Below are 25206 nucleotides of genomic sequence, written 5' to 3'. Positions count from 1 at the left end.
AGTTCCTGCATGTTCCGCAAAGACTGATATGTTCAGTAAAGACTGAACATGCAGAACTTGTCAATCTGTGGGTCGGGCTACGATCCGGTCATGACGACGTTCAAGACCTGGGACGGACTGGAGCTCAACTACCGGGTGTGGGAGGGCGAAGGCACCCCGGTCGTACTGCAGCACGGGGTTGTCGCCGATACGAATGCCAACTGGATGGCCACCGGGGTGGTCGGCGCCTTGCGGGCGGCCGGGCACACCGTGGTGTCACTGGATGCGCGCGGACACGGTCGTTCCGAGAAGCCCCATGATCCGGCGCGGTATTCATGGGCGGGGATGGCGCGTGACGTCACCGCGCTCTACGACGAGCTGGGCTTCGATGACGTTGTGCAGGTGGGCTATTCGATGGGCGCGATCATCTCGCTGCTGGTGGCGGGAGCGGATGAGCGGGTGTGCAAGCTGGCAGTGGGCGGCATCGGCTCCGGTGTGCTCGATTGCGGCGGCGTCGACCGGCGCGTCATCGATATCGACGATCTGCGCGCCGCCATGCGCGGTGACGGCGCCGGCACACCAGCGATCGCGATGATGTTCCGGATCCTCTCCGACGCGGTGCGCGCCGACCGCGATGCCATCGAGGCCGTCGCGACCGGCCTGGACGACGAGCCGATAAAGACCCTGACCGAGATCACCATGCCGAGCCTGGTACTGGCGGGCGATAAGGATCCGTTCGCCGCCGAGCCCGATCGACTCGCGGCCGCACTGCCCGACGCGACATTGCGGATCGTGCCCGGCGATCACCTGATGGCCGTCGTGGATCCGAGCTTCCATGCGGCGTTGGTCGAGTTCGTGGCCCGAGCCGGTCAGAAAACTCGGCGCATCACGAAATCGTGATGCACCTGGCTACCCACAATGAAGGTCTTGGTGCCGACCCGCTCGAACCCGTGCTTGAGATAGAACCGCTGGGCCCGTTCATTCTCCTCGTTGACCCCGAGCCATACCCCGGCAACCGCCTCCTCGCGAGCCTGCTCCAGCGATGCGTTCATCAGTGCCTTCGATACACCGGCGCCATGGTGACCGGGCAGTACATACATCTTGCTGATCTCGACGGCTGGGCGCAGATCGACGGCCCTGGCGACGTCGGGATCGGCCGGGTCACCGTAGTGCAACATCGCGTAGCCGACGATATCGCCGCCCGCGACCGCCTTGAGCACGATCCGGGCGGGGTCGGTCAGATACTCGCCGAAGCGTTCACCGGAGAGCACCTCGGCGATGAAGATCTCGATATCGTCCGCGGTGGCGTGCGGTGGACAGGCGAGTGGAAAGGTCGCGGCCGCAACGTCACTGAGGGCCTCGGCGTCCCATAATCCGGCCCGGTCGACGGTGACTGGGATGGTGCTCATGTGTCCAGTACAGCACGGCCGCCGTTGGAAGCGGAAAGCTCATCCGGTTCGGAACGGGAACGGAATACACGTGCGAGTCCGATAACGATTGCCATGAACAGGACGGGGATCGCGAAACCGATCCGATGGCCGAACCCGGCGGCAATTGCGCCGACCAGCCCGCCGCCGACAAGGGTGCCGACGTAGTTGAACAGATTCAGGCGCGCGATCAGTGCGTCGAGTTGCCGTCCGCTGGTCAGTTGTCCGGCCTCGCTGAAGCACAGCGGTGCGACGACGCCGGTTCCGAAACCGCCGATCAGGAAGCCGACGATCGCGACCACGGGCCCGGGCGCGACCACCGCGACGGCCAGTCCGAGCACGCCGATCGCCCCTGCGATGCGCACCGCCTGGCGTCCGCCGAGCCGCTGCACCCACAGATCCCCACTCAGCCTGGCGGCCAGCGACGCGCACTGATAGACCGCCAACGCCAACGCCGCGGTGGACGAACTGGCGAGCAGATCCTCCTTCAGATACAACGCCGACCAGTTGCTGACGGCGAGATCGATCGCGAAAACGAGCGATGCCGCAATGCCGAAGGCGAGATACATGCGCAGCGGAATCATCTGGGATGCTGAGGGTTCGCTGTCGGTCACCTCCGCCGGGCCGGACTCGGCCTCCGCGGCGCCGAGCAGGTGTGGGCCGGTCACCAACCCGACCACGAGAACTACGCCCGCCGCCGCCAAGAGCGATTCGCGCAGCGTGACGTCCAATGCCTCACAGGCGGATACGAACAGCGCGCCGAGGATCGATCCGGCACTCCACACCCCGTAAAACGAGGACAGGATGAATTTCCCGTACCCGTGCTGAATGAATACACCCTGCATATTCGTGCTCGCATCGACAATGCCGACCGCGATTCCGTAGCATCCGAGGGCGATCGCCAGCACAGGGATATTCGGGGCCAGCGCGATGGCGCATCCGGTGACCGTGATGCCCAACAGTCCGATCCGCACCGTGACCCGGCTGGACCACCGCGTGGCCACCTGCTCGGCCGCCACGCTGCCGACGCCGGCGAGGATCGAAACCAGCACCACCGTACCGACGATCAGGCCATCGGACAGGTCGAAGCGATCCTTCTGCTGGGGCAGTTCGGTGAGCACCACCGCGAAGAAAAAGCCCTGCAAGCCGAAGGCGAACGAATTCGCGATCCGGGCTCCGCGCAGGACGGGAGAAATCGATCCCATCTGCGGAGAGTATCGGCCCGGCCGTGGTCGTGCCCCGGCAGACGGTCGCGGTCATCCTTTTGGTGGATGCGGCGCGCGCGACGGTCATCCTTTCGTCAGATTCGGTCGCCGCGGTCGACGCGCGGGTGGTCGAGATCGCTATCGCGTGCCACTATCGAAGGGGCGCAAGACAACTCGCGAACGGGGAAGGGCCGTCGAATGAGAAAGCTGCCGCAGGATTTCTTTCGTACACCGTATGCCTTCTACGAGGAGTTGCGCGCCGAAGGCCCCGTGCACCCCATCGAGTTGAATAGCGGCGTTCGCGCTTGGCTGGTGGTGGATCTGGACGTTGCGCGCGAGGTGCTGCGTCATCCGGCCATCCGCAAGGACCCGCGCACCGACGCCAGCCGCAAGGCCCGTGGTCTGCCCACCGGTGACACCGGCGTCGGGGCGGTAAATGCCCGGATCAGCTACCACCTGCTGAATACCGATCCGCCGGCGCACGCCCGACTGCGCCGACTGGTCGCCCCCGCATTCGCACCCGCTCGGATCGAGGCGCTGGCCCCGCGCGTGCTGGCGATCGCCGATGAGCTCCTGGACCGGATCGCCGTAGACGGCGCGGGCCCGGTGGATCTGTTGTCGGAGTATGCGTTTCCGCTGCCCATCACCGTCATCTGCGAGCTACTCGGTGTGCCGGTGGCCGATCGCGCGGATTTCCGGGAGTGGTCGCGCATCATCGTCGAGATATCGACCGTGACTCCCGAGGAGGTCCGGCACGCGACCGACGCGATCGCCGACTACTTCGAGCAGCTGATCACGCGGCGGCGGGCCGAGGGGGCGGGGGAGGATCTCGTCTCGGACCTGATCACCGCCAGTGCCGACGGCGACCGTCTCACCGACGACGAGCTGATCTCCATGGTGTTCCTCATCCTCGTCGCGGGCCACGAGACCACGGTCAATCTGATCGGCAATACCGTGCTCACCCTGCTGTCGGATCCGGCGCGCTACCGTGCGCTGCACGGGAATACCGAGGCGGTGCCTGCCCTGATCGAGGAGATGCTGCGCTACGACGGTCCGGTGAATGTCGCGACCTTGCGCTACACCACCGAACCGATCACGCTGGGCGGAACCGAGATTCCGGCCGGCGAGATGGTGCTCGTCGCATTGGGTTCGGCCAACCACGACGAACGGCACTTCGGCGACGCCGCAGAGTTCGACCCGCAGCGCTCCGCATCGGGCCACTTGGCGTTCGGCCACGGCATCCACTTCTGCCTCGGTGCCGGCCTGGCTCGGCTGGAGGCGCGCATCGCGATCACGAGGTTGGTCGAGCAGTATCCGGATCTGCGCTTGGCGGCCGCCGGTGGGGAATTGCGTTGGCGGGAGAGCATGCTCATCCGGGGGTTGCAGGATCTGCCGGTCGAATTGGCAGGAGCACCCGCCCTACGTTGATTCCGGCGTTCGGGGTGGTGCGCAGAACGGCGGACTGCCCTGCTGATCAGGCGTTGTGCCCCAGGGGCTTCCGTCATCCCGGACAACTGTGGAACAGTGCAGAGAAGCGGGCGTAACGATGCGTCCGGCGCCGGATGCGGAGGGAAGCGATGACTGCGGCGTATCCACCCGGTCCGCCGATCCCCGCATTTCTGCAGGGCTTGCTGTACATCCGTAACCGGGCCCAGATGCTGCCGCCGCTGCGGCGGCGCTACGGCGATGTCTTCTCGCTGCATGTGCCGCCGTTCGCACAGAACCTCGTCGTATTCACCCGCCCCGAACATATCAAGGAGGTCTTCGCGGGCGATCCACGCGACCTGCACGCGGGCGAAGGCAATCAGATCCTCGGCCCGGTGATGGGCGAGCATTCGGTGCTGATGACCGACGAGGCCGAACACGCCAGAGCCCGCCGATTGCTCATGCCCGCATTCAATGGCGCGGCCCTGCGCGGCTATCGGGATCTGGTCGCCGAGATCGCGGCCGCGGAGGTCGACCGCTGGCCGCCCGGTTCGACGGTCATCACCCTCGACCGGATGAACGCGCTCACCCTCGAGGTGATCATGCGGGTGGTCTTCGGCGTCACCGATGAGCGCACTCGGGCCGCACTCGCGCCGCGCCTGGGTCGCATCGTCGATATCGGGCCGCTGCAGTACATCGGCCTGATGAAACCGCTGCTGCAGAAGTATCCGCCGTGGAAGTCCTTTCACGGCAATATGGCCGCTGTCAATGATCTGCTGTACGCCGAGATCACGGCCCGGCGCACCGCCCCCGACCTGGCCGAACGCACCGACGTCCTGTCCCGGCTATTGCAGGCGGGCGGCGATACCGAGTCCGATCCGCCGCTCACCGACCCCGAACTGCGCGATCAACTCATCACCCTGCTGCTCGCCGGTCACGAAACCACCGCGGCTGCGCTGTCCTGGGCGCTGCACGAACTCTCGGTCAACCCACAGGTACAACGCGACGCTCACGAAGCGATCCGCATCGATGACGACAAGGCGCTCGAGGCGGTCATGAAGGAGGCGATGCGGATGCGCACCGTCATCCCCGGCGCGGTCCGCAAACTCACCAGGGATATGACCATCGGCGGCTGGGAGCTGCCCGCGGGCACCGTGGTCAGCTGTTCGATCCTGCTGGCGCACCGCAGCCCGGCCAACTATCCCGACACCTGGGCCTTCCGTCCGTCGCGCTTCCTCGACGGCGAGGTCGAACCGAATACCTGGCTACCCTTCGGCGGCGGCGTACGCCGCTGCCTCGGCGCCGGATTCTCGCTGATGGAGGGCACCACGGTGCTGCGCGAGATCCTCTCCCGTTACACCCTCGCCCCGCCCGAGGGGGCGAAACGCGAGCGCGGACGGGTGCGCAATATCACCACCGTGCCGCGCGACAAGGCCAGGATTGTAGTCACTCCCCGTTCAACTTCGTGAAATCGCACCGAGGCTTTGCCGCATTCGCGCGAGCGACGTAATCTCCGTGCCATGACGAGCGGGAACCGCATCGCAATCGTAGGTGCGGGCATCGCAGGCCTCGCCTGCGCGAAGGTGTTGCGCCAAGAGGGTTTTCCGGTCGAGGTATTCGATCGGACCCCGGACGTCGGCGGAGTGTGGAGTGCGACGCGCCGGTATCCCGGCCTGCGCGCACAGAACAGCAAACACACATATCACTTCTCCGACTTCCCGATGCCCGACGACTATCCGCGCGTGCCCGACGGGCAGCAGATGCAGCAGTACCTCGACGGGTACGTGCGGCACTTCGGCTTCGGCGAGAGCCTGCGCCTCGGCACCGAGGTGGTCGCGGCCGATCCGGTCGACAGTGGTTGGTTGCTGGAGATCCGCGACCACGTCGGTGTCCACCGCACCTCCTGCGACCATCTGGTCATCGCCAACGGAATATTCAGTGAGCCGTCGGTGCCCGATTTTCCGGGCGTCGAGCGATTCCGGCAGGCGGGCGGGCAGATCGGGCACGCCTCGGAGTTCCTGGATGTCGAGTGGGCGCGCGGCAAATCGGTCGTGGTGGTCGGCTATGGCAAGTCGGCCTGCGATATGGCCGAGGCGGTCAGTCACGTCGCGGCCTCGACGAATGTGGTCGCCCGCCGACTGCTGTGGAAAATGCCGCGCAAGTTGGCGCGCGGACTGGTCGACTACGAACGGCTGATGCTGACCAGACTGGGGGAGGCGCACTTCCGCTATCAGGAGCTCGGGCGGATCGAACGGTTCCTACATGGTTCCGGGCACAGCTTCCGCGACAGCAACCTCGATGTGATCCAGGAACTCGCCACCAAGAAGTCGCATCTGCGCGAGCTGGGGCTGGTGCCGGAGGGGCGCTTCGAGGACATCGCGGAGAGCACGGTCAGCCTGGTCACCGAGGACTTCTTCGAGCGGGTGGGGATGGGACTGATCGCGGTGCACCGCGACAGCACCATCACCGAGATGGCCGCGAACCAGGTGCGACTGTCCAACGGCACGACCCTGCAGGCCGATATCGTCATCTGCGCCACCGGATTCCACCAGCGGGTGCCGTTCCTGACCCCGTACGTGCAGCGTCAGCTCACCGACGACGAGGGCAATTTCCGCCTGTACCGGCAGATCCTGCCGATCGGCGTGCCGAATCTTAGCTTCGTCGGATACAACTCGTCGGTTATCAGCACGCTCAGCGCCGAGGTCGGCGCACATTGGACTGCCGCCCTGCTCCGCGGCCGCCTCGCGCTGCCGACGCAGGAAGAGATGACCGCGCACGTCGATGAGCGGCTGAGCTGGATGGCCGAACGCACGGGTGGCCACCACGCGCACGGCGGCGCCATCACCCCGTTCTCGATCCACAATATCGACGAGATGCTCGCCGACCTGAAATTCCGGCTGCCGCGCAGAACCCGTGCGGCACAATGGTTCCGGATGATCAAGCCGTCTTCGTATCGTGGGCTCGCCGAGCGGTCGAAGGGGCCGGTGGTGACAGCGGCGCCGGAAATGGCGCCTCAGGTTCCCGCCGAACAGCGCACGCCGTAGGCCGATTGCCGGGAGTGCGCCTGCGGATTGCCGGGGTTCTCCTCGGTGCTCACGTGCGTAGGTCGGACACGGCGTTGCGTATGGAGCGCGTACAGGTTCGATCGACGTCGAGGATCACCGGGGCGGGGATCTCTCGGCTCTCGTCGGCCAATGGCCCCGGCAATGGTTGCCGCTGGCGGATGCGGGATCGGAACAGAGTCCGTTCCCTCTGCGGAGCCCATCGATTTACCCAGTACGACCGTGGGTTTCGAGTAGAAGAAGCTCAAAGTGTGACCGGCGTCGCATGGACGTGCGGTCATCGCGGCCGGAGTCGACAATCGGGCCCGAGGGCGCTGTCGAGGTCGACACGACGGATTATCGCCAATGCAATGTTGGTTACCAGTCTTTCCATTCTGGATAATCCAGGAGTGGATGCCCTCGACATGAATCTGCTGGTTGCTCTGGATGCGCTGCTGGAGACCAACAGCGTCACCCAAGCCGCCGAGCGGCTACACACTTCGGCGCCCGCGATGAGCCGAACGCTGTCCCGGCTGCGTCATGTGCTCGGCGATCCGCTGCTGGTGCGCGCGGGCCGCAATCTGGTGCCGACGCCGCGCGCACTCGAATTGCGTTACGAGGTAAGCGTTCTGGTGGAGCGGGGACGAACGCTGCTCACCCCGCGCGGCGCACTCGACCCGACCACGCTGAAGCGCGACTTCGCCGTGCAGGCGGGCGATATGGTCCTCGGGGAATTGGCGACGCCGCTGCTCGCCGCCGTCCGCGCACAGGCGCCCGGCGTGACATTGCACCTGCTCCCGGATCGCGACGAGAGCACCGCCGCACTGCGCGACGGCCGCGTCGATATCGAGGTCGGCGTCATCGAGCACACCGATCCGGAGACCACCGTGCAGCGGGTATTGCGCGACCGCGTGATCGGCGTTGCCGCACCGGAACATCCGCTGATCACCGACCGTGTGACGGTGGCGCGGTTCGCCGCTGCCGCCCACCTCGGCATCTCCCGCCGGGGTCGCGCCCGCGGACCCATCGATGACCGGCTGGCCCTGCACGGCCGCACTCGCCGCGTCGTGGCCACCGTCCCCGACCTCACCAGCGCCCTGCTAGCGGTCCGCTCCGGCGATCTGATCTGCCCCGTCCCCGCCGCCCTCACCGCGACAACGCGCACCGCACTCGGCTTGTGCGCCTTCGAAATTCCCCTGCCCCTCCCCGAAATCGCCATCGCCATGGCGTGGCACCCCCGTAATACCGCCGACAACGCCCACCGATGGCTACGCGAATTGATCCGCGGCACCCTTACCGGGCTGGACTCGTCCGGCCGGTGAGTCGCTCAGCCCTCGGTGCGGATCGCGAAGTTCGGATCCACGCCGGGTAGTTCGTTCGGCGCTGAGGGTTCCGGGCGACCGAAGGGGCCGTGCGGGTTGCGCTTGAGTTCGTCGAGCATGGCCTGCAGCTTGTCGACGTGCGAGGTGTCCTCGCCGGTGCCCGCGCGGTGCGCGCCTGGGGTCAGTGCGCCGCTGTCCTCGGTGCGTGGTGCGGTCATACCGGTGTCGGGACGGGTTGTGGGCGTTGGGGATTCGTAGCCGTTGCGGGGCGGGGAGGTGAGCGGCTCCAGACGTCCGTTACTCGAGCCGATCGAGCCGTAGTCGAGCCGGTCGCCGGTGGTCGCGGGTTGGGAGTTGGTGTAGGTCGGCGCGGAAGGTTCGGTGCCGGCGGGTGTAGCCGAGTCGAGCCATTCGGGGCGCGCGGTGGGTGCGGAGAGCGGCTCGCTGCGGTAGGTCGGGGGAACTGCGGGCGGCACGGGTTGCGGCGTCCGCGAGGGGAGGGACAGGGAGTCGTTGGGCGTTGCGGGGCCGAAGGGTTCGAGGTGTTCGGTGCGGGTGATCGGCGCGGTGAATTCGGTCCGTGCGGGGCGGGGCGCGCTGTCTTCGGGCGCTTTCAGCCGCTCGTTGCGCCCGGTCGTGGCGTCCAGAGGTCCGGTCGGGGTCGCTAGGCGCCCGTTGGTTCCGGTCGTCGGCGTGACCAGCTCGTTGCGGCCGGTCTTGGGCTCGAGGCGCTCGTTGGTTCCGGTGGTGTCGGGGCGGTTGTTGTGTCCGGTCGGCGTTTGGCTGAGCACGGTGGTGATGTCCGAGAGGCTGTTGCGGCCGGCCTCGGTGTGCGCGCTCGTGGTGTCGGCTCGCCCGTTGACGGCATCGAGGCGGTCGCGACGTGACGGAATCGGTTCGCGCCGTTCCCTGGTCGCGGGGGCGGGCTCCGGGCGGCCCCGCAGTGCGGGTTCGGCCGGTTCGTCACCGGGCTCGACGGTGACGACCTGTTCCAACCGTGACCCGATCTTCGAAACATCCTCCCCGGTACGGAAAGCCCACGCCTCCAACTTGGCCAGGCGACCGGCCAGGTTACGGTCGTCATCCACGTGGGCGGCGACCGCGTCGAGTTTATTGCTCACCTCGCGCAGGGTCGTCGCGAGACTCGACAAGAGTGCGCCGATCGATTCGCCACTCCGCTCGTCGTGGTCCATCCCATACCTTCTTCCCCGTATCGCCCGAAACTCCGCTCGTGGCCGGCCGATTCTATCTGTCGATCGGTACCGACGTGGTTCGAGGACCGGCCGCGGCCGCGCCGTGCACCTTTCGTCCGGTTACGCGGCGGCTCTCGTTCGCTCGTTCGGCGGCATCGGCCGTGTCCAAGGAATGGCCGCAACTGTCAATCACTGGAATAACTGTGGCAATGCTCTCGCGTGTCGCAATGAAATCGCTTGTGAGACAGCGCACATCGGCTGGTCGGAGCGTATTCGCGGGTTGTGGCGCACCCGAGCGCGGGGTATAGGGGGCTGGCGGGCGGGCCAAAGCTGACGCACTCTTGATCTATGGCGTAGGTCGTACCTGACCTGCGGTGGTTTTGGGCAGGGGTGAGGTCGCGTGAGAACGAAGCAGCGCGTCGAGCGGGCGTGCGGGCGTCGGGCGATGCTCGCCGAATTGGGGTTGTCGGACGGTCGCGTCGCGGACACCCGGGTGCCGGATGGTCGCGCACCCGTCGGCGGAGCGGTTGGGGCAGGGGGATACGGCTGCACATGCCCGGAATGTGCCGCCGCGCAATGGGATATCCAGCGGCTGAAGTATTGGCTGTGCGGTCGGCTCGCGTCCTACGGTGCCGAGGTGGCGGAGGTGGACCGCCGGGTGGGTGACGTTCCGGTGGACGTGCTCTGGCGCAGCGGTGATCGGCAGTACGCCATCGAGGTCCGTACCGGCCCGCTCGATCGGGAATCGGCGCAGCTCCACACGACGCGGCTGCGCACCTCCGGATGTGACGGGGTGCTGTGGCTGTGCCCGCCGGGCTATTGGGTCGGGCATCTGCCCGCGCTCGGCATCGCCGACTTCGCGCCGCCCGCCTGCGATTACCGGGCCGAAGAGGGCATGTTGGACACTTCGAACAGCGCGGTCGTCCTGCCGCGCCGTGAACCCTATGAACTGCGCGATTTCCTGTACGGCTGGGTGCGTGGCGAAATCGTATGGGGCTACCGCGATGTGATGACAGGAGGATGGGCCACCGTGACCGACTGGGAACACCACACGAGGACGCAGGCCAGCGTCATCGCTCGGCAGCGCCAGGAGTTGGTCAACCAACGCACGACGCTGGCCCTGTCTCGAAAATCCGTGCGGGACAAGCAGAAACAGATCATAAAGCTCACCACCCGGCTGGAACGTGCCGAGGAGTCCGCACAGGAGCGCGCGGACTCGCTGGCCGAGGTCAAGCGCAAGCTCGACAACCACCACCGCGTCGACGCCAGCCTGCGTGCCACAATTGTGAGTCTGCAGAAGGCGATCGGTAACTGGCAGCTGATCACCTACTGCGCGATGATGCTGATCGTGACATTCATCGCGGGAGCGATGTTCGTGCGCTGAGGTGGTCGGCTGGGTCGTTGCCGGTCAACCGGAACGGCGCACGGTCCCAACGCCATTCGTTGCGCAGTACCAGCGCGATCAGGTCGAGCAGATCCAGCTCGACCTCCGCACGCAACTGCCGCAGCGCGGACCAGTACACCGGTCCGCGCTCGACCAACTCCCACAGTCGACTCTCGGCCTCCGCGGCTACCTTGCGCCGCAATAGATCTGGGATCCCGATCTTGCTGCCGGTCCACACCAGCCAGCCCCAGCCGTTGGCATGCGCATGGGTGCGACCTGCCGCCGACTTGATCCGATTGATGTGGAAGCCGACATGTCCCACCGGTTCGACATCGATCAGGACGACGCGGCCATCGGCAAGTCGTGCGGCGATGGTGGGGTAGTAGCTTCGTTCCGTGCCGTCTATTTCGAAGGTGACCGCACTCGGTTGCTCCTGGAATGTCTCGACCAGGTCACTGGCGTTCACCGTCTGAAGCAGACGAGCCTCCAAGCCGGAATCGAACCCGATATCGCGTCCGACCTTGTCGAGATAGAAGCGCCCGCGTCCTTCGTCGTCGCCGTCGACTATGCGCGCCGAGGCGATCGGCAGGGGAGCGGGTCCTGGCGCTGAGGCGGGCCAATCGACCTGTCCCAGCCATGAATTCAGCTCACTCGTCGCCAGCGGCTCATGCAGTTTCGCCAACCGCCGGTTCGTCTTCTTCTGCCACCCCATAATCCGCTGCATGACATATCCGGCGACCCGCTTGGCATCCTCGCCCGCATGCCCTGCCAGCCGCAGCTTCAGATAAGCCAACTCGTTGGCGGCCAGATCGGTATCCGTCGCATAGGTTTCCACCAACAGCGCCCGTACCAACTGCTGATCTCGTGCCCCCACCGGGTATCGCGTCCCGAATACCTCGGCCGCCCGATGTCCACTCAGCTGCGCTTCCCGCAGAATCTGCGCCACCGCCCGGGTATGCAACTGTCGAACCCGATCCCGCGACAGATCGAATCGAGCCCCGATCCGCGCCAACGTCTCCGGCGCCTCCCCGCTTACCCCGAGCCGAAACCCCACGATGTCGGCATCGCGCCGCTTGCGATCCCCCCGCATCTCGATCAATTCCCCCAATAGCTCGTTGATCTCCTCGAGATCGAACGACACATCCCCGGCGATATCGTCCAGCATCTCGGGATCGGCATAGTCGGCAGCCCGCTCCCGCCCATCGGCCTCACTTGCCGTCACCTGCGCCCCTGACCACGACTCGGCTCCACTCGATATGTGCGCCGTAGCCTAACGCCGACCACCGACAACCCGGCCCATCCCACCGATCGGCCGCCGAATCGGGCCCATCGGTGCCTGCCGGCTCGGCGTTGCTGTCCAGGCTGTCGATATTTCCTGATCGCCGTGGGAAACGGTTCTATGCTCACGTCGTGGGTCGTTTCCGCAGCAACGCCGAGTTGGCGCTGTGGATCATTGTCGCGGCGGTCGCGTATTTTGCGGCTGCCGAGGTCGGATTGCGTTTTGCCTTGGTCGGCAATCAAGTCACGCCGCTGTGGCCGCCGACCGGGGTCGCCCTCGCATGTCTGTTCTTATTCGGCCTCCGTGCCTGGCCGGGGGTCACGCTGGGCGCGTTGGCGGTGAATGCCCTGCTCGGGCCGACGCTTCCTGCCGTCCTCATGATCGCCCTCGGCAACACGGTCGCTCCGGTGGTCGCGTACCTGCTGCTCAAAAAGGTCGGGTTCCGCAGCGATTTCGTCCGCGTCCGTGACGTACTCGAACTCGTCTTCCTCGGTGCCCTCGCCGCAATGCTGATCAGCGCAACGCTCGGTACCGTCACTCTGCTCATGGCCGGTGTGGTTTCCGCACGTGGTTTCTGGGGCGCCTGGTTGGTGTGGTGGACCGGCGACGCCATGGGCGTGCTGCTGATCGCACCGCTCATCCTCGTCGGCAAAGGTATTCGCATACCCAAGGCCCTCAGCCCATTGCGGGTAATCGAGGCCGCGATGCTCGCGGTGGGCACATTCGTCGTCGCGGTATCGGCCACCGTGGTGTCGGCAAACCTGCTCTTCCTGGTCTTCCCCTTCGTGACCTGGGCCGCGATGCGCTTCCACCTGGCCGGGGCCCTGCCGTGCGCCCTGATCGCTTCGACCGTCGCCATCGTCGCCGTGACCCGCGACTTCCCCGCCTTCAGCGGCCTCGACCTGACCGCCAAAATGATCACCCTGCAAGCATTCAACGGCTCGGTCGCGCTGACCGCCCTCATACACGCCACCATCACCGCCCAACGCGACCGCGCCCGCCAAGCCGTAGACGACACCTGCACCCAACTGGCCCAAACCGTTCTGACCATCACCCAGGGCCGCCCTTTGGAAGGCGTCGTCGACACCGCACGCCCCCGCCTAACCAAACCCCCTACCCCCGGCACCGCACCGAGCTGAACAGGCCGTCCGACTCGCGCCGCAATGGCTGCGGCGCGAGTCGGTTCGAGGTGAACTAGCGCTCGACCGACCGGATGATCAGGTCGGCGACCACCTCGGGCTCGGCGACCGAGACCGCGTGCGAAGCGGAGATTTCGACGGTGTCGGCCCCGGCACGTTCGGCCATGAACCGCTGTGCCTCGATGGGGATGTTCTTATCGTCCGTGGTCAGCAATGCGAATGCCGACACCGACTTCCACGCGGCCGCGGTGGCCGTCTCCTGCAGTGCGGCAAGGGCGACCGGTCGCTGTGTCGCGGCCATCAGTTCGGCCGTTGCCGCGGGGACGTCGGCGGCGAACTGCCGGTGGAACTCCTCCTGACGGATATAGAGTTCGGTGCCCGTGCTCCCGTCGGGCAGCGGGTAGCTCGCGGGACGGGTCGTCGGCCCTAATGTGGAGCCGGGGAACTTATCGGTCAGTTGCAGCGCGCTCTCGTTCTCGTCGGGAATGAACGCGGCAATGTAGACCAATGCGGTGATGTTCGCCTTCCCCTCGGCCGCCACCGTGATGACGCTGCCACCGTAGGAGTGGCCGACGAGCACGCACGGGCCCTCGATACCGTCGACAACCGACGCGATATACGCCGCGTCACTGCCCAGGCCGCGCAGCGGATTTGCGGCGGCGATGACGGAATGTCCTTGTGCGCGTATGCGTTCGATGACACTGTTCCAACTGGAGGAATCGGCGAACGCGCCGTGGACGAGCACGATGGTTGGAGCGGTCATAGTTTCTCCTGATCTGATTGCGGACGAGGCGTGATCACGCTGTGTGCAGGGCCGCCTTCAGCGTCGCAACCGCCTGTGCGACAGCGGCTTTGGCCGCGTGGGTGTCGTGCATCGCGTTCACCATCACAAAGTCGTGGATGATCGCCCCGTAGCGCACCTGGGTCACCGGCACGCCCGCCGCGCGCAGCTTGCCCGCGAAGGCTTCGCCCTCATCGCGCAGCACATCGGCCTCGGCGGTGATGACCAATGCCGGCGGCAGCCCGGTCAACTGCTCGGTGCTGGCCCGCAGCGGCGACACGGTGATCTGCGCACGATCTTCGGAGCTGGTGGTGTACTGATCCCAGAACCATTGCATCCCTGTGCGAGTCAGGAAGTAGCCCTCGGCGAACTGCTGGTACGAGCCGGTATCGAAGTTGGCGTCGGTCACCGGGTAGAACAGCACCTGCTGCGCGAAGGACACGTCGCCGCGCTCCTTCGCCATGAGTGTCAGCGCTATGGCCATATTGCCGCCGACCGAGTCGCCCGCGACCGCGATCCGGGACGCGTCGAGACCGTGGTCGGCGCCGTTGGTCGTAATCCACTGGGCGACCCGGTAGGACTGCTCGTTGGCTACCGGATACCGTACCTCCGGCGAGCGGTCGTATTCAGGGAAGACAACGGCCGCGTGCGCACCGACGGCGAGATCGCGCACAAGCCGATCGTGGGTGTGCGCATCGCCGAAAACCCAACCCGCGCCATGGGTGTAGATAATCACGGGCAGCACCTCGGTGACACCCTGTGGCTTGACGATGCGCGCCCGCACCGAACCGGTCGGACCGCCCTCGACCGTGACCCACTCCTCATCGATCTCGGGCTTGAAAATTGGCGCGTCCTGCACCGAATCCACTGCCTTGCGCCCCTCTTCCGGGGCGAGCTGGTAGAGGAACGGCGGCTGCGAGGTGGCGTCGACGAACTCCTGCGCCGCCTGCTCGAGCGAGATACCCAACGGGTTACCTGACATGGTGGTGCCTTTCTCTTGTGTTGTGGATCAGGACAATTCGGCGATCGCGTCGGTGATGACGGCCGCGACCCGGTCCGGATGGGTCTGCATCACCAGGTGCGGTCCGTCGATCTCGACGACCGCCCGCAGCGCGGCCCGTCGATAGCCGTAACGCTCGACATCCGGATTGATGGTGCGGTCGGCGCTGGACACAATCCCCCAGGCGGGCTTGGTCTTCCAGGCCGCGGCGGTGGCGGGCTCACCGAATGCGGTTGCCGACAGCGGCCGCTGCGACACCGCGAGCACCCGCGCCGTCGGCGCATCGACACCGGCCGCGAAAATGGCTGGGAATGCATCGATTTCGACGGATACGTCGGTTCCGGTCGTTTCGCCGTCGACCGGGTACGAGGTGTAGACCAGATGTGCCGCCAGCTCGGAATCCGGGAAACGGCCCTGCAATTGGCCGAGGCTCTCGCCCTCCTCCAACGCATAGCCGGAGACATAGACGAGACCGACGACATTCTCGGCGACACCGGCGACTGTGATGACCGCGCCTCCGTAGGAATGCCCGGCCAGCAAGACCGGGCCATCGATCTGTTCGACGACCGACCGGATGTACGCGGCGTCGCCGGACAGGCTGCGGTTGAACACCGGCGGCGCCACCACCCGGTGGCCCTGGTCGAGCAGCCGCCGGGTGACCGGCGACCAACTCGACGCGTCGGCGAAGGCGCCGTGCACGAGTACAACGGTCGGGGTTGACGCGGGGGACATCGCGGTCCTTTCTCGAAATGACGCTGTGTCCAGAGCAGTTTCCGCTGCTTCCTGCCCCCCGCGCCCCCCTTCACCGGCCCTAAATACCCCCGATCAGGACACGGCCGCCGCGAACTCGCTGTCGATGGTCGATCCGGTCGTTCGGAACCGCTGCTGATACTTGCGCGGCGAAATGCCGAGCCGCGCTACGAACGCCCGCCGCAGTGCCTCGCTACTGCCGTATCCGGCGGCCATCGCCGCCTCGGTCACGCTGCGTCCAGCGTGCAACATATCCCGAGCCACACCGAACCGAATGAACGCGACGTACTCCGCGGGCGACCGTTCGAGCTCCGTGCGGAACAGCCGGGTCAGGTGCCGGACGCTGACCCGCGCGTGCGCGGCGAGGCTTTGCACGGTATGCGGATACGAGGGATCCGCGCAGATCAGATCCACGACTCCGCGCAGCAGCGGACTGCGTGGCGCGGGCCCGCTCAGTGATGCCGAGAACTGCGACTGTCCACCGGCACGCTGCATGTACACCACCAGTGACTGTGCCACCCGTCGGGCGACATCGGCACCATGATCCTCCTCGACCAGCGCCAGCGCGAGATCCACACCGGCCGCGACACCGGCCGAACTGTAGAGATTGCCGTCGCGCACGAAAATCGCGTCCGGTTCCACCATTACCGACGGAAACCGGCGTGCTAGGTCGGCGGTGAATTTCCAATGTGTCGTCGCCCGCCTGCCGTCGAGCAGTCCGAGTTGGGCCAGAACGAACGCGCCGCTGCAGATCGACGCCATCCGCCGGGTATGCCACGACAGCTGCCGCGCCGCCGCCGAAACGTCGGGGGTCGCGAACTTTTCCACCGGCAACTCGCTGCCCGGAATCACGACCGTATCGAAGTGACCCGCATCGGCCGCAGCGCAGCTCACCTGTATGCGCGCACCGATCGAGGTGTGCACGTCCTCGCCGTTGGCCGAAACGAGTACCACCTCGTAACCGGCCACCGACTGGTTCGCCTCGACGAATACCTCGGCGGGACCGACGAAATCGAGCATCTTGACGCCGTCGAAAACCAGCACACCCACCCGCCTGCGGGCCGTACCACCGAATCTTGGGGACATGTCAACCAGTATTATGGAGGCGTACCTCCAGAACAAGTGAGGTGCTCGACATCACGACCCGGTTGGTACGGTGAGCGCATGGGACGGCCACGACAGTTCGATGAATCGAACCTGCTCGACGCCGCGACGGAACTGTTCTGGTCGAAGGGTTTCGACGAAACATCGGTGGAGGACGTATCCCGCGCGACCGGTGTCGGGAACGGCAGCATCTACGCGGCCTACGGCAATAAACGCGGCCTGTTCCTCACCGCTTTCGAGCGCTACTGCGAACGCCGCGCTCGCTTCGTCCGCGAGGTCGTCACATCCGCGTCCGGCTCACCGCGCGCCGCCGTCCGCGCTCTCTTCGCGGCGGTCATCGCCGACTGTGCCGCACACCCCGACCGCCGCGGCTGCCTCATGATCAACAGCATCGCCCAACTCGGCACCCGCATCCCCGAAGTCGCCACCATCAGCGCCCGCACAACCACCGCGATGGAAGAAGGCGTAGCCGACCGCCTGCGAACCGCCCGGCCCGAAGCCGGCCCCGCCACCCTCTCGGCCCTCAGTGCCCACATAATTGTCATCTCCCAGGGCCTGATTCAACTGAGCCGCTTAGGAATCCCCACCCCCCGCCTCCAGGAAATCGCCGAGGTATCAAGCGCCGCCCTACCGTCCCCTTGGGCCGACCACTTAGTTCATTGATATCCGCTGCACGGCTACCGCGTGCACGCTGTCGGTCAAGGGGCCTGGTGCAAAACAAGAAAGGCCCCCTCGAAAAGGGGGCCTGACCTGGAAAACGGTGGTGCGCGATACTGGGATTGAACCAGTGACCTCTTCCGTGTCAGGGAAGCGCTCTCCCGCTGAGCTAATCGCGCGAGGTGGAGACGGGAATCGAACCCGTGTGCACGGCTTTGCAGGCCGTTGCCTCACCACTCGGCCACTCCACCGTGCGAAGGGGGAAGGCTTTACTATTGCCTGGCCCTACTCCTCGAGCGGATGACGGGATTCGAACCCGCGACCCTCACCTTGGCAAGGTGATGCGCTACCAGCTGCGCTACATCCGCATTTGCATCTCCGGGAGGCTTGCGGCCCTCCGTGGTGCGAGACAGAACATTAGCCGACGTTCGGTGCAACCTACAAATCCGCTGGTAGAAGGGCCTGAAGATGAATTACATAGGTGTTGTTCGCGAGGTTGGGTCGGGGGCGCTCACGGGCAAACGCGCTCGGATCAGCCGAGTCGCGCCTTCGCTTGCGCCACATCCGAACCCGCCGTAAGGCAGGAAGCGTCGGCAGGCGGTATCGCGGTGGGTGCTGACCGACCAATCCGCCGGGCGGGATCGAAGCCGAACCTCGCGCGCTCGGATGGCAAAGCCCGCGAAGCCCGATGGGTTATCCCGCGGCTATACGTGTGCACGGCCCCTCCGGAACCTGCTGCGCCACTTTGTAATTCATGAACTCGCAGCAACGCCAGCCGCAAAGCTCGACAGCCGATCGCCCGTGTCGGGGTGGCGATTTGGTGGGACGCCGGTAGTGCGTGCTAAGGTTCCATCTCGTTCGAACGGCAGCTCTGCCGCCGCTCGAACCTCGAGTTCGGTCCCATAGCTCAGCGGGAGAGCGTCCGCCTCACACGCGGAAGGTCGCTGGTTCGAAACCAGCTGGGACCACTCACTGGACAAGGTCGGTGCACTGCGAGTGCCCGGCCTTCTTTCATATCGGCGCAGTGTCCGCCGCATCTCCGACCGACCCCGACTCGGGATCCCGTTTGACATGCTGTGACTTGGGTCACATTTTGATAGCAGTTGGCCCCATTTGCAACATAAGCCTTTCCATGTGCTTTGCGAAGTCTTTACTATTGCGCCTGACCTTCGCGTCATGGGTCACTGCTTCACGAAGCTGCTCCATGCAGAGCAGATGTAGCACCCAGCGTTCTCAGAAAGCTTCGCCCGCCGCTCGCTTTCGATGCCAGTACATGTTCGACCGATGAACCGATCGGCTCCACGCCGTTTCGGCGAAGGAGAATAATGTCCACCGACACCGATCCCGTACCCCGGACGTCGCCGCTTCGCGCAAGTCTTCCAGCAAGTCTTGCCGCCGTCGGCCGCCATGACCTACCCGCTTCTGTTGTGGTTTTCCTTGTCGCACTACCACTTTCACTAGGCATCGCGGTCGCCTCGGGTGCGCCGGTTGCCGCTGGACTCATCGCCGCCGTCGTCGGCGGTGTCGTCGCCGGGCTACTAGGTGGCTCGGCCGTGCAGGTCAGCGGGCCGACGGCCAGTCTCACCGTTGTCGTTGCCGAGAGCGTGCACCAGTTCGGTTGGGCCGCTACCTGTTTCATCACCATAGGTGCGGGCCTATTGCAGATTCTGTTCGGGCTCAGTCGCGTTGCGCGCGGCGCGCTCGCCATCGCACCGGTGGTGGTCCATGCGATGCTCGCCGGTATCGGCGTCATCATCGCGCTGCAACAGGTTCATATTCTGCTCGGCGGCAACTCGCTGAGTTCGTCGTACGCCAGCCTCACCCAGCTGCCGCATCAGTTGATGTCGGTGCACCGCGGCGATCTGTTCGTCGGCCTCGTGGTGATCATCATTCTGATCGGCTGGAAATTCGTCCCGCCCGCGATCCGCGTCGTGCCGGGGCCGCTCGTTGCCGTGGTGGTCGCGACGATCCTGTCGCTGATGCTGCCGACCCATATCGAGCGCGTCGTGCTGAACGGTTCGCTACTCGGTTCGATCGGTTTGCCCGCGATACCGTCCGGCAGTTGGTTCGCCGTCGCGACCGCCATGGTGACGATCGCGCTGATCGCCAGCATAGAGAGCCTGCTCTCGGCGGTCGCCGTGGATAAGACGCGCCCTGACCATCGAACCAATTTCGATCGCGAGCTGATCGGGCAGGGCTCGGCGAATGTGGTGTCGGGTCTGCTCGGTGGTCTGCCGATCGCGGCCGTGATCGTCCGCAGCATTACCAATGCCCATGCTGGGGCGCGGACCAGGGCTGCGACGGTGCTGCACGGCGTGTGGATCCTGCTGTTCGCGGTCGCGCTGGCCGGGTTGGTGCAGCAGATTCCGAAGGCGGCACTCGCGGGGCTGCTCATCCTCATCGGCGTACAACTGGTGAAGCTGGCCCATATCCGGTTGGCTCGGCGCAACGGCGATCTGTTCGTCTACGTGGCCACGGTACTGGGCGTGGTGTTCCTGAACCTGTTGCAAGGCATGGTGATCGGGCTCGTACTCGCCTTCGCCCTGCTGCTGTGGCGGGTGGTGCGGGTGAGCATCCATGCCGAACCGGTGGCCGATGCTCGCCGCTGGCTGATCACCATCGATGGCACCTGCACCTTCCTCGCGCTGCCCAAGCTGACCGCGGAACTGGCGAAGGTACCCGCCGACGTGGACGTGACCATCGAGATGACGGTCGACTTCCTCGACCACGCCTCCTATGAGCTGATCGCCGACTGGGCCGGTTTGCGTGAGGCCGGCGGTGGCACAGTCGATTTCGTGGAAATCGGCAGCGCGCGGATGGCGACCGCGGTGGCGGGCCCGCCCGAACGTGGACGCTCGCGTCAGGTCATCGATGAGGTCATCGGGCCGTGGCGGCGGACGGGTAATCGGGAGGATCCGATCGCCGCGGGTATCGCCGCCTATCACCGCGGCCACGCCCATCTGATGCGCCCCCATCTCCACGGATTGCGGAACCGGCCCGACGCCGACACTTTCTTCCTGACCTGTGCCGATGCTCGCATCGTGCCGAATGTCATCACCAATAGCGGGCCGGGGGATCTGTTCACCGTCCGCAACGTGGGCAATCTGGTCCCGTCCGGTGGCAGTGATGTCTCGGTGGAGGCCGCGCTGGTCTATGCGCTGGAGAAGCTGGACGTGCGCGCGGTGGTGGTCTGCGGGCACTCCGGTTGCGGGGCGATGGACGCACTGCATCGGGAGGTTCGCACGGGGCCGGGGCTGGGCGACTGGCTCGAGTACGCGCGGCCCAGCCTGGACCGGTTCCGGCTCGGGCACTCGGTCGCCGATGCCGCGGCATTCGCCGGATTCGGCCCGGTCGACCAGCTCGGCATGGTGAATGTGGCAGTGCAACTGGAGCGGTTGCACGCCCATCCCGTGGTCCGGCGCGGGGTGCAGGAGCGGGGCGTGGCGGTATCCGGACTGTTCTTCGATCTCGCGACCGCCCGGGTCATCGAGGTGACCATGGACGGTATCGCCGAGTTCGACGACGAGCTGACGGTCGAAGCGTTCGATGAGTTGGCCGAGGCGCCCGGCGTGGCTGCCGAGCCCGTCTAGTCGCCGAGTGTCGGGTCGAATGATGTGGCCCGACAGGTGAACTCGGCACATATGTGTTGCGTTTCACACCGATTCGGAGGTATGGATTCGAGCATTTTGCGGCCACTTCTCAGGCTTTGCTAAGTCTTTACTAATAGCCTTGATGCGATTTACATCTCGACCCATCGCTGTGTCGGGAACTGCTTCACCGCGAGATGCCGGTTCGCGGTCTGTGCCCTGCTGGACATTTTGATCGTCAACCGACCTCGGCGTTCGCGCCGAGTCGGCGAAGGAGAAGTCAATGGCTATTGATAGCGCTGTAGCCGCACCACCGTTACCGCCCGCTGAACAGGGCGAGAGCCATCGCAGTTCCGAACCTCTGTCCGGTCGATTGACATCGATCCTGCGCCACGATCTGCCGTCCTCTATCGTGGTCTTCCTGGTCGCGTTGCCGCTGTCCCTCGGCATCGCGGTCGCCTCCGGCGCGCCGGTGGCCGCCGGACTCATCGCCGCCGTCATCGGTGGCATCGTCGCGGGCACACTCGGCGGTTCGATACTGCAGGTCAGCGGGCCCGCTGCGGGTCTGACCGTGGTTGTCGCCGAGTCCATCAACCAATTCGGTTGGCGGACAACCACGTTCATTGTCGTCGCGGCCGGTGTGCTGCAAATCCTATTCGGGCTCAGCCGGATTGCGCGGGCCGCATTGGCCGTCGCACCGGTGGTGGTGCACGCGATGCTCGCCGGCATCGGCATAACCATTGCGCTGCAACAAGTTCACGTGCTGCTCGGTGGGTCCTCGCACAGTTCCGCCTGGAACAACATCACCCAGTTGCCGTCGCAGCTGCTGTCGCTGCACGGCGATGACGCGATCATCGGCGCGGTGGTCATCGCGATCATGCTCGGCTGGCGCCGGGTGCCCGCCAAGGTGCGGGTGGTGCCGGGACCGCTGGTGGCGGTCTTGGTCGGCACGGTGTTGTCGCTGGTGCTGCCCTTCGAGGCCGAGCGAATCGTGTTGAACGGCTCGCTGTTCGACGCCATCGGCCTACCGCAGATCCCCAGCGGCAACTGGTCCGCGGTGGCGCTGATGATTCTGACCATCGCGCTCATCGCCAGCGTCGAGAGTCTGCTATCTGCGGTGGCCGTGGACAAGATGCACACCGGTAAGCGCACCAATTTCGACCGCGAGCTGATCGGTCAGGGCTCGGCCAATGTGCTCTCGGGTCTATTAGGCGGCCTGCCGGTCACCGGCGTGATCGTGCGCAGCGCCACCAACGTGCAGGCGGGTGCGCGCAGTCGTGCTTCGGCCGTGCTGCACGGCTGCTGGATTCTGCTGTTCTCGGTCGTCCTGGCCGGGGTGGTGCAACAGATTCCGAAGTCCGCGCTCGCCGGCCTGCTGATCGTCATCGGTATCCAGCTGGTGAAGCTGGCCCACATCAAGATGGCCAGGCGCACCGGCGATCTGCTCATCTATGCCGTTACCATCCTCGGCGTGGTCTTCCTGAATTTGCTGGAAGGCGTGATCATCGGTCTGGCACTGGCTTTCGGGCTGCTGCTGTGGCGCGTCGTTCGAGTTTCCGTCGCGGCCGAGCAGATTCCCGGTTCGCAGCGCTGGCTGCTCACCATTGATGGTTCCTGCACTTTCCTCGCGCTGCCGAAGCTGTCCGCGGAATTCGCGAAAGTGCCGGCAGGCGTCGACGTCACCGTCGAGATGACGGTCGACTTCCTCGACCATGCCGCCTTCGAAGCCATCGAGGATTGGGTGCGGCAGCACGAAAGCACTGGCGGTGCAGTCGATTTCGTGGAAATCGGCAGTGCGCGGATGGCGCACGCGACCGCGGGTCCGCCGGCCCGCGGATTCGGGCGCGCTGTGCTCGATGAGATTCTCGGCCCCTGGCGCGGCGACGACGCGAGTACCGACCGAGTGACCTCGGGTGTGGCCGCCTACCACCGCAGCCACGCCCATGTGGTGCGGCCGCACCTGGACGAACTGCGTGATCGTCAGGATCCCGATACCTTCTTCCTGACCTGCGCGGACTCCCGCGTCGTTCCGAACGTCATCACCAACAGCGGTCCCGGTGACATGTTCACGGTGCGTAACGTGGGCAATCTGGTGCCGGACAGCGGTGACGCGTCGGTGGAGGCCGCGCTGGTCTTCGCGCTCAACGAGCTGAATGTCCGATCCATCGTGGTGTGCGGGCATTCCTCCTGTGGTGCCATGAAGGCGCTGCATTCCGGCACCGATGATGGACCGGGGATCGGACCGTGGCTCGCCCATGCCCATCCGAGCCTGGAGCGGTTCCGGCTCGGGCACCCGGTGGCGCAGGCGGCCGCGTCCGCCGGATTCGGTGAGGTCGACCAGCTGAGCATGGTCAATGTGGCCGTGCAGTTGGAAACGCTGCACCGGCATCCTGCGGTGCGTGCGGCGACGGCCGAGCGTGGCGTGACCGTGTCGGGGCTGTTCTTCGATATCGCCAGCGCGCGCGTCATCGAGGTGACCGTGAACGGGCTCGCCCATATCGACGACACCGGCGCGCGGGTCACGCCGGAACTCGTCTGAGCCGATGACAGCTGGACCCGTCCGACCTCGCTCGGGCGGGTCCACGCAGGTCGCTCGTAGGCTGATGGAGATGACTGTCGAGTTGGAATCCGAACCCACGCGCACCGGATGGCGCGCCTTTCGCGCCCGGCTGGCCGCGCGGCCTACGCTGAACCTCGCCTACCGGGTCGGGGTCGCGGTGATCGGCATCGCGGTGCTGGTCGTCGGAATCTTGGCGATTCCCTATCCCGGCCCCGGCTGGGCGATCGTATTCGCCGGACTTGGCATTCTCGCCACCGAATTCGCCTGGGCGCGCCGGGCGCTCGGCTGGCTGCGTGACAAGTACCGGCAGGGTATGGCGTGGTACTCCGCACGGGGCCCGGCCATGCGGGTGTTCGCGGCGGTGGCGACCTTCGCGCTGGTCCTCGCGACACTTTGGGTATTGGGAACATTCGGGTTGGTCGGCGGCTGGATCGGAGTCGAATGGCAGTGGTTGCACAGTCCCCTGGAACGGTGAACACGGTCCCCGGCCGCACCCTGACCGAACCGGACTGGCTGTCGGCACGCATCGCGGAAATGGGCCGCTCCTGGGGTACCGCCGAACCGCGCGTCTCCGGCACGCTCTGGTGGTGCATGGTCGCATCGGCGCTGGTCGAACAACTCGCGTGCGCCTACGCGAACGAGGAACCCGCGCCGGAGCCGTTCCTGGACCGCCTCGACTGTGAGGTCCGCCCCGACGGCGGCATAGAACGAGTCCACCTCCACCCCGTCGCGGGTGCGGGCGTAGGGCATGGTCTCGACGGTGACGGCGGTGCACCGCACGAGTCCGACGCCGCGCTCGGTCACGCCTGCGCGAAGGCGTTGCGGGAGACCTTGGCCGCCGTGATCGGCCCCGTAGCGGCGGTCTCCGGTGCGGGAGTGCCGTCACTCTGGGCGATTGCCGCCGATGCCATCGGGAACCGGGCACTCGATGCGGGGAATGCCGAGGTCGGGGCGCGGCTTGCAGGCGAGGTGGGTGGGAAGCTGCCGGTTCCGCGGTTCGTGGATGTCGACGGGCGGACCTTTGTCCGCCGGATCTCGTGCTGCCTGGTCTTCGAGGTGCCCGGCTGCGACATGTGCACCAGTTGCCCGAAGCGGCCAGCCGCCGAACGCACGGCGCTGCTGGCTCGGCTCGCCGCCGAAAGCTGATCACCCGCAAGGTATTCGGCGTCCACGCGACGTACCCGAACGTGCGCGATGGGCAGTGCGCGCACTTTCCCGGCATGGTGGCTGTGTGGCGCGAAACTGTTCGCGCGACCTGGCAGAAATCGCCGGATCGGCCGAGCAGAGCACACTCGGCGCAATCCGTCGAACCCGACGTCGGTTCCGAACGAGGCGGTCCGCGGCGCCGACGGACGCACCGCATCGAACCGGCG

The 25206-nt window shown here is 66.0% G+C and carries 20 protein-coding genes and 4 tRNA genes; 13 read left to right on the top strand and 11 right to left on the bottom strand.

Annotation, left to right across the window (positions count from 1 at the left end; translation table 11 throughout):
• The first annotated feature begins 90 nt into the window (after window positions 1-90).
• Complete coding sequence (locus ACFYOW_RS05570) at window positions 91-879, top strand: alpha/beta fold hydrolase (RefSeq protein ID WP_387284765.1); 789 nt, start codon at window positions 91-93, stop codon at window positions 877-879.
• On the opposite strand, the gene ACFYOW_RS05565 is transcribed toward ACFYOW_RS05570, so the two are convergent.
• Both ACFYOW_RS05565 and ACFYOW_RS05560 read right to left on the bottom strand, forming a co-directional pair.
• Window positions 849-1388, bottom strand: coding sequence for a GNAT family N-acetyltransferase (locus ACFYOW_RS05565; RefSeq protein WP_387284764.1), 540 nt, complete (start codon window positions 1386-1388; stop codon window positions 849-851). The two genes, ACFYOW_RS05570 and ACFYOW_RS05565, sit on opposite strands and share 31 nt — an antisense overlap.
• Complete coding sequence (locus ACFYOW_RS05560; protein WP_387284763.1) at window positions 1385-2611, bottom strand: MFS transporter; 1227 nt, start codon at window positions 2609-2611, stop codon at window positions 1385-1387. The genes ACFYOW_RS05565 and ACFYOW_RS05560 overlap by 4 nt, the downstream gene beginning before the upstream one ends.
• Before the next feature lie 198 nt (window positions 2612-2809).
• Between ACFYOW_RS05560 and ACFYOW_RS05555 the strand changes: the two genes are divergently transcribed.
• The 4 genes from ACFYOW_RS05555 to ACFYOW_RS05540 all read left to right on the top strand — a co-directional run bounded on the left by ACFYOW_RS05555 (window position 2810) and on the right by ACFYOW_RS05540 (window position 8399).
• Window positions 2810-4039, top strand: a complete 1230-nt coding sequence (locus tag ACFYOW_RS05555) for a cytochrome P450 (RefSeq protein WP_387284761.1) — start codon at window positions 2810-2812, stop codon at window positions 4037-4039.
• A 149-nt stretch (window positions 4040-4188) separates the two neighbouring features.
• The gene (locus ACFYOW_RS05550; RefSeq protein ID WP_387284760.1) at window positions 4189-5505 is read left to right on the top strand and encodes a cytochrome P450; all 1317 of its coding nucleotides are present in this window, start codon (window positions 4189-4191) and stop codon (window positions 5503-5505) included.
• Between the two features lie 51 nt (window positions 5506-5556).
• Complete coding sequence (locus tag ACFYOW_RS05545) at window positions 5557-7080, top strand: flavin-containing monooxygenase (protein WP_387284758.1); 1524 nt, start codon at window positions 5557-5559, stop codon at window positions 7078-7080.
• 368 nt (window positions 7081-7448) lie between these two features.
• A complete protein-coding gene (locus ACFYOW_RS05540) occupies window positions 7449-8399 on the top strand; it encodes a LysR family transcriptional regulator (protein WP_387284757.1) in 951 nt (316 codons plus the stop codon).
• A gap of 5 nt (window positions 8400-8404) precedes the next feature.
• Here the strand turns inward: ACFYOW_RS05540 and ACFYOW_RS05535 are convergent, their stop codons facing one another.
• Window positions 8405-9592, bottom strand: coding sequence for a hypothetical protein (locus tag ACFYOW_RS05535; protein ID WP_387284755.1), 1188 nt, complete (start codon window positions 9590-9592; stop codon window positions 8405-8407).
• A gap of 400 nt (window positions 9593-9992) precedes the next feature.
• Between ACFYOW_RS05535 and ACFYOW_RS05530 the strand changes: the two genes are divergently transcribed.
• A complete protein-coding gene (locus ACFYOW_RS05530) occupies window positions 9993-10976 on the top strand; it encodes a hypothetical protein (protein WP_387284754.1) in 984 nt (327 codons plus the stop codon).
• Here the strand turns inward: ACFYOW_RS05530 and ACFYOW_RS05525 are convergent.
• Window positions 10948-12198: a sigma factor-like helix-turn-helix DNA-binding protein gene (locus tag ACFYOW_RS05525; RefSeq protein ID WP_387284752.1), complete on the bottom strand. Its 1251-nt coding sequence runs from the start codon at window positions 12196-12198 to the stop codon at window positions 10948-10950. The genes ACFYOW_RS05530 and ACFYOW_RS05525 overlap by 29 nt on opposite strands.
• A gap of 188 nt (window positions 12199-12386) precedes the next feature.
• Here ACFYOW_RS05525 and ACFYOW_RS05520 point away from each other — a divergent pair, with 188 nt between their 5' ends.
• Window positions 12387-13394 carry an MASE1 domain-containing protein gene (locus tag ACFYOW_RS05520; protein WP_387284750.1) on the top strand — a complete coding sequence of 336 codons (1008 nt, stop codon included), beginning with the start codon at window positions 12387-12389 and terminating at the stop codon, window positions 13392-13394.
• 55 nt (window positions 13395-13449) lie between these two features.
• Here ACFYOW_RS05520 and ACFYOW_RS05515 read toward each other — a convergent pair whose 3' ends face one another.
• From ACFYOW_RS05515 to ACFYOW_RS05500, 4 genes are all read right to left on the bottom strand, one after another.
• Window positions 13450-14157, bottom strand: coding sequence for an alpha/beta fold hydrolase (locus ACFYOW_RS05515; protein ID WP_387284749.1), 708 nt, complete (start codon window positions 14155-14157; stop codon window positions 13450-13452).
• Between the two features lie 34 nt (window positions 14158-14191).
• Window positions 14192-15157 (bottom strand): alpha/beta hydrolase, encoded by a 966-nt coding sequence (locus tag ACFYOW_RS05510; RefSeq protein ID WP_387284748.1) that lies wholly within the window; start codon window positions 15155-15157, stop codon window positions 14192-14194.
• A gap of 27 nt (window positions 15158-15184) precedes the next feature.
• On the bottom strand, window positions 15185-15907 hold the full coding sequence (locus ACFYOW_RS05505) for an alpha/beta fold hydrolase (RefSeq protein ID WP_387284747.1): 723 nt from the start codon (window positions 15905-15907) through the stop codon (window positions 15185-15187).
• Between the two features lie 93 nt (window positions 15908-16000).
• Window positions 16001-17011, bottom strand: a complete 1011-nt coding sequence (locus tag ACFYOW_RS05500) for a GlxA family transcriptional regulator (RefSeq protein WP_387284745.1) — start codon at window positions 17009-17011, stop codon at window positions 16001-16003.
• A 78-nt stretch (window positions 17012-17089) separates the two neighbouring features.
• Here ACFYOW_RS05500 and ACFYOW_RS05495 point away from each other — a divergent pair, with 78 nt between their 5' ends.
• Window positions 17090-17692, top strand: coding sequence for a TetR/AcrR family transcriptional regulator (locus tag ACFYOW_RS05495; RefSeq protein WP_387284743.1), 603 nt, complete (start codon window positions 17090-17092; stop codon window positions 17690-17692).
• A gap of 98 nt (window positions 17693-17790) precedes the next feature.
• On the opposite strand, the gene ACFYOW_RS05490 is transcribed toward ACFYOW_RS05495, so the two are convergent.
• The 3 genes from ACFYOW_RS05490 to ACFYOW_RS05480 all read right to left on the bottom strand — a co-directional run bounded on the left by ACFYOW_RS05490 (window position 17791) and on the right by ACFYOW_RS05480 (window position 18054).
• Window positions 17791-17865 (bottom strand) — tRNA-Val (locus ACFYOW_RS05490).
• Between the two features lies 1 nt (window position 17866).
• Window positions 17867-17937, bottom strand: a tRNA-Cys gene (locus ACFYOW_RS05485).
• 44 nt (window positions 17938-17981) lie between these two features.
• Window positions 17982-18054, bottom strand: a tRNA-Gly gene (locus tag ACFYOW_RS05480).
• A gap of 528 nt (window positions 18055-18582) precedes the next feature.
• On the opposite strand from ACFYOW_RS05480, the gene ACFYOW_RS05475 reads away from it, so the two are divergent.
• The 5 genes from ACFYOW_RS05475 (at window position 18583) to ACFYOW_RS05455 (ending at window position 24979) form a co-directional block, all read left to right on the top strand.
• Window positions 18583-18654, top strand: a tRNA-Val gene (locus tag ACFYOW_RS05475).
• Between the two features lie 357 nt (window positions 18655-19011).
• The gene (locus tag ACFYOW_RS05470; protein ID WP_387284741.1) at window positions 19012-21276 is read left to right on the top strand and encodes a SulP family inorganic anion transporter; all 2265 of its coding nucleotides are present in this window, start codon (window positions 19012-19014) and stop codon (window positions 21274-21276) included.
• Window positions 21277-21556: 280 nt separating this feature from the next.
• Window positions 21557-23812: a solute carrier family 23 protein gene (locus ACFYOW_RS05465; RefSeq protein ID WP_387284740.1), complete on the top strand. Its 2256-nt coding sequence runs from the start codon at window positions 21557-21559 to the stop codon at window positions 23810-23812.
• A 70-nt stretch (window positions 23813-23882) separates the two neighbouring features.
• Complete coding sequence (locus ACFYOW_RS05460; protein ID WP_387284738.1) at window positions 23883-24308, top strand: TIGR02611 family protein; 426 nt, start codon at window positions 23883-23885, stop codon at window positions 24306-24308.
• Window positions 24305-24979: a (2Fe-2S)-binding protein gene (locus ACFYOW_RS05455; protein ID WP_387284736.1), complete on the top strand. Its 675-nt coding sequence runs from the start codon at window positions 24305-24307 to the stop codon at window positions 24977-24979. The genes ACFYOW_RS05460 and ACFYOW_RS05455 overlap by 4 nt, the downstream gene beginning before the upstream one ends.
• The last annotated feature ends 227 nt before the right edge of the window (window positions 24980-25206 follow it).

The organism is Nocardia sp. NPDC006982, assembly GCF_042869435.1.
Taxonomy (GTDB): domain Bacteria; phylum Actinomycetota; class Actinomycetes; order Mycobacteriales; family Mycobacteriaceae; genus Nocardia.
The sequence above is the reverse complement of the archived record's forward strand: the minus strand, read 5'-3'. Positions and strand labels throughout refer to the sequence as shown.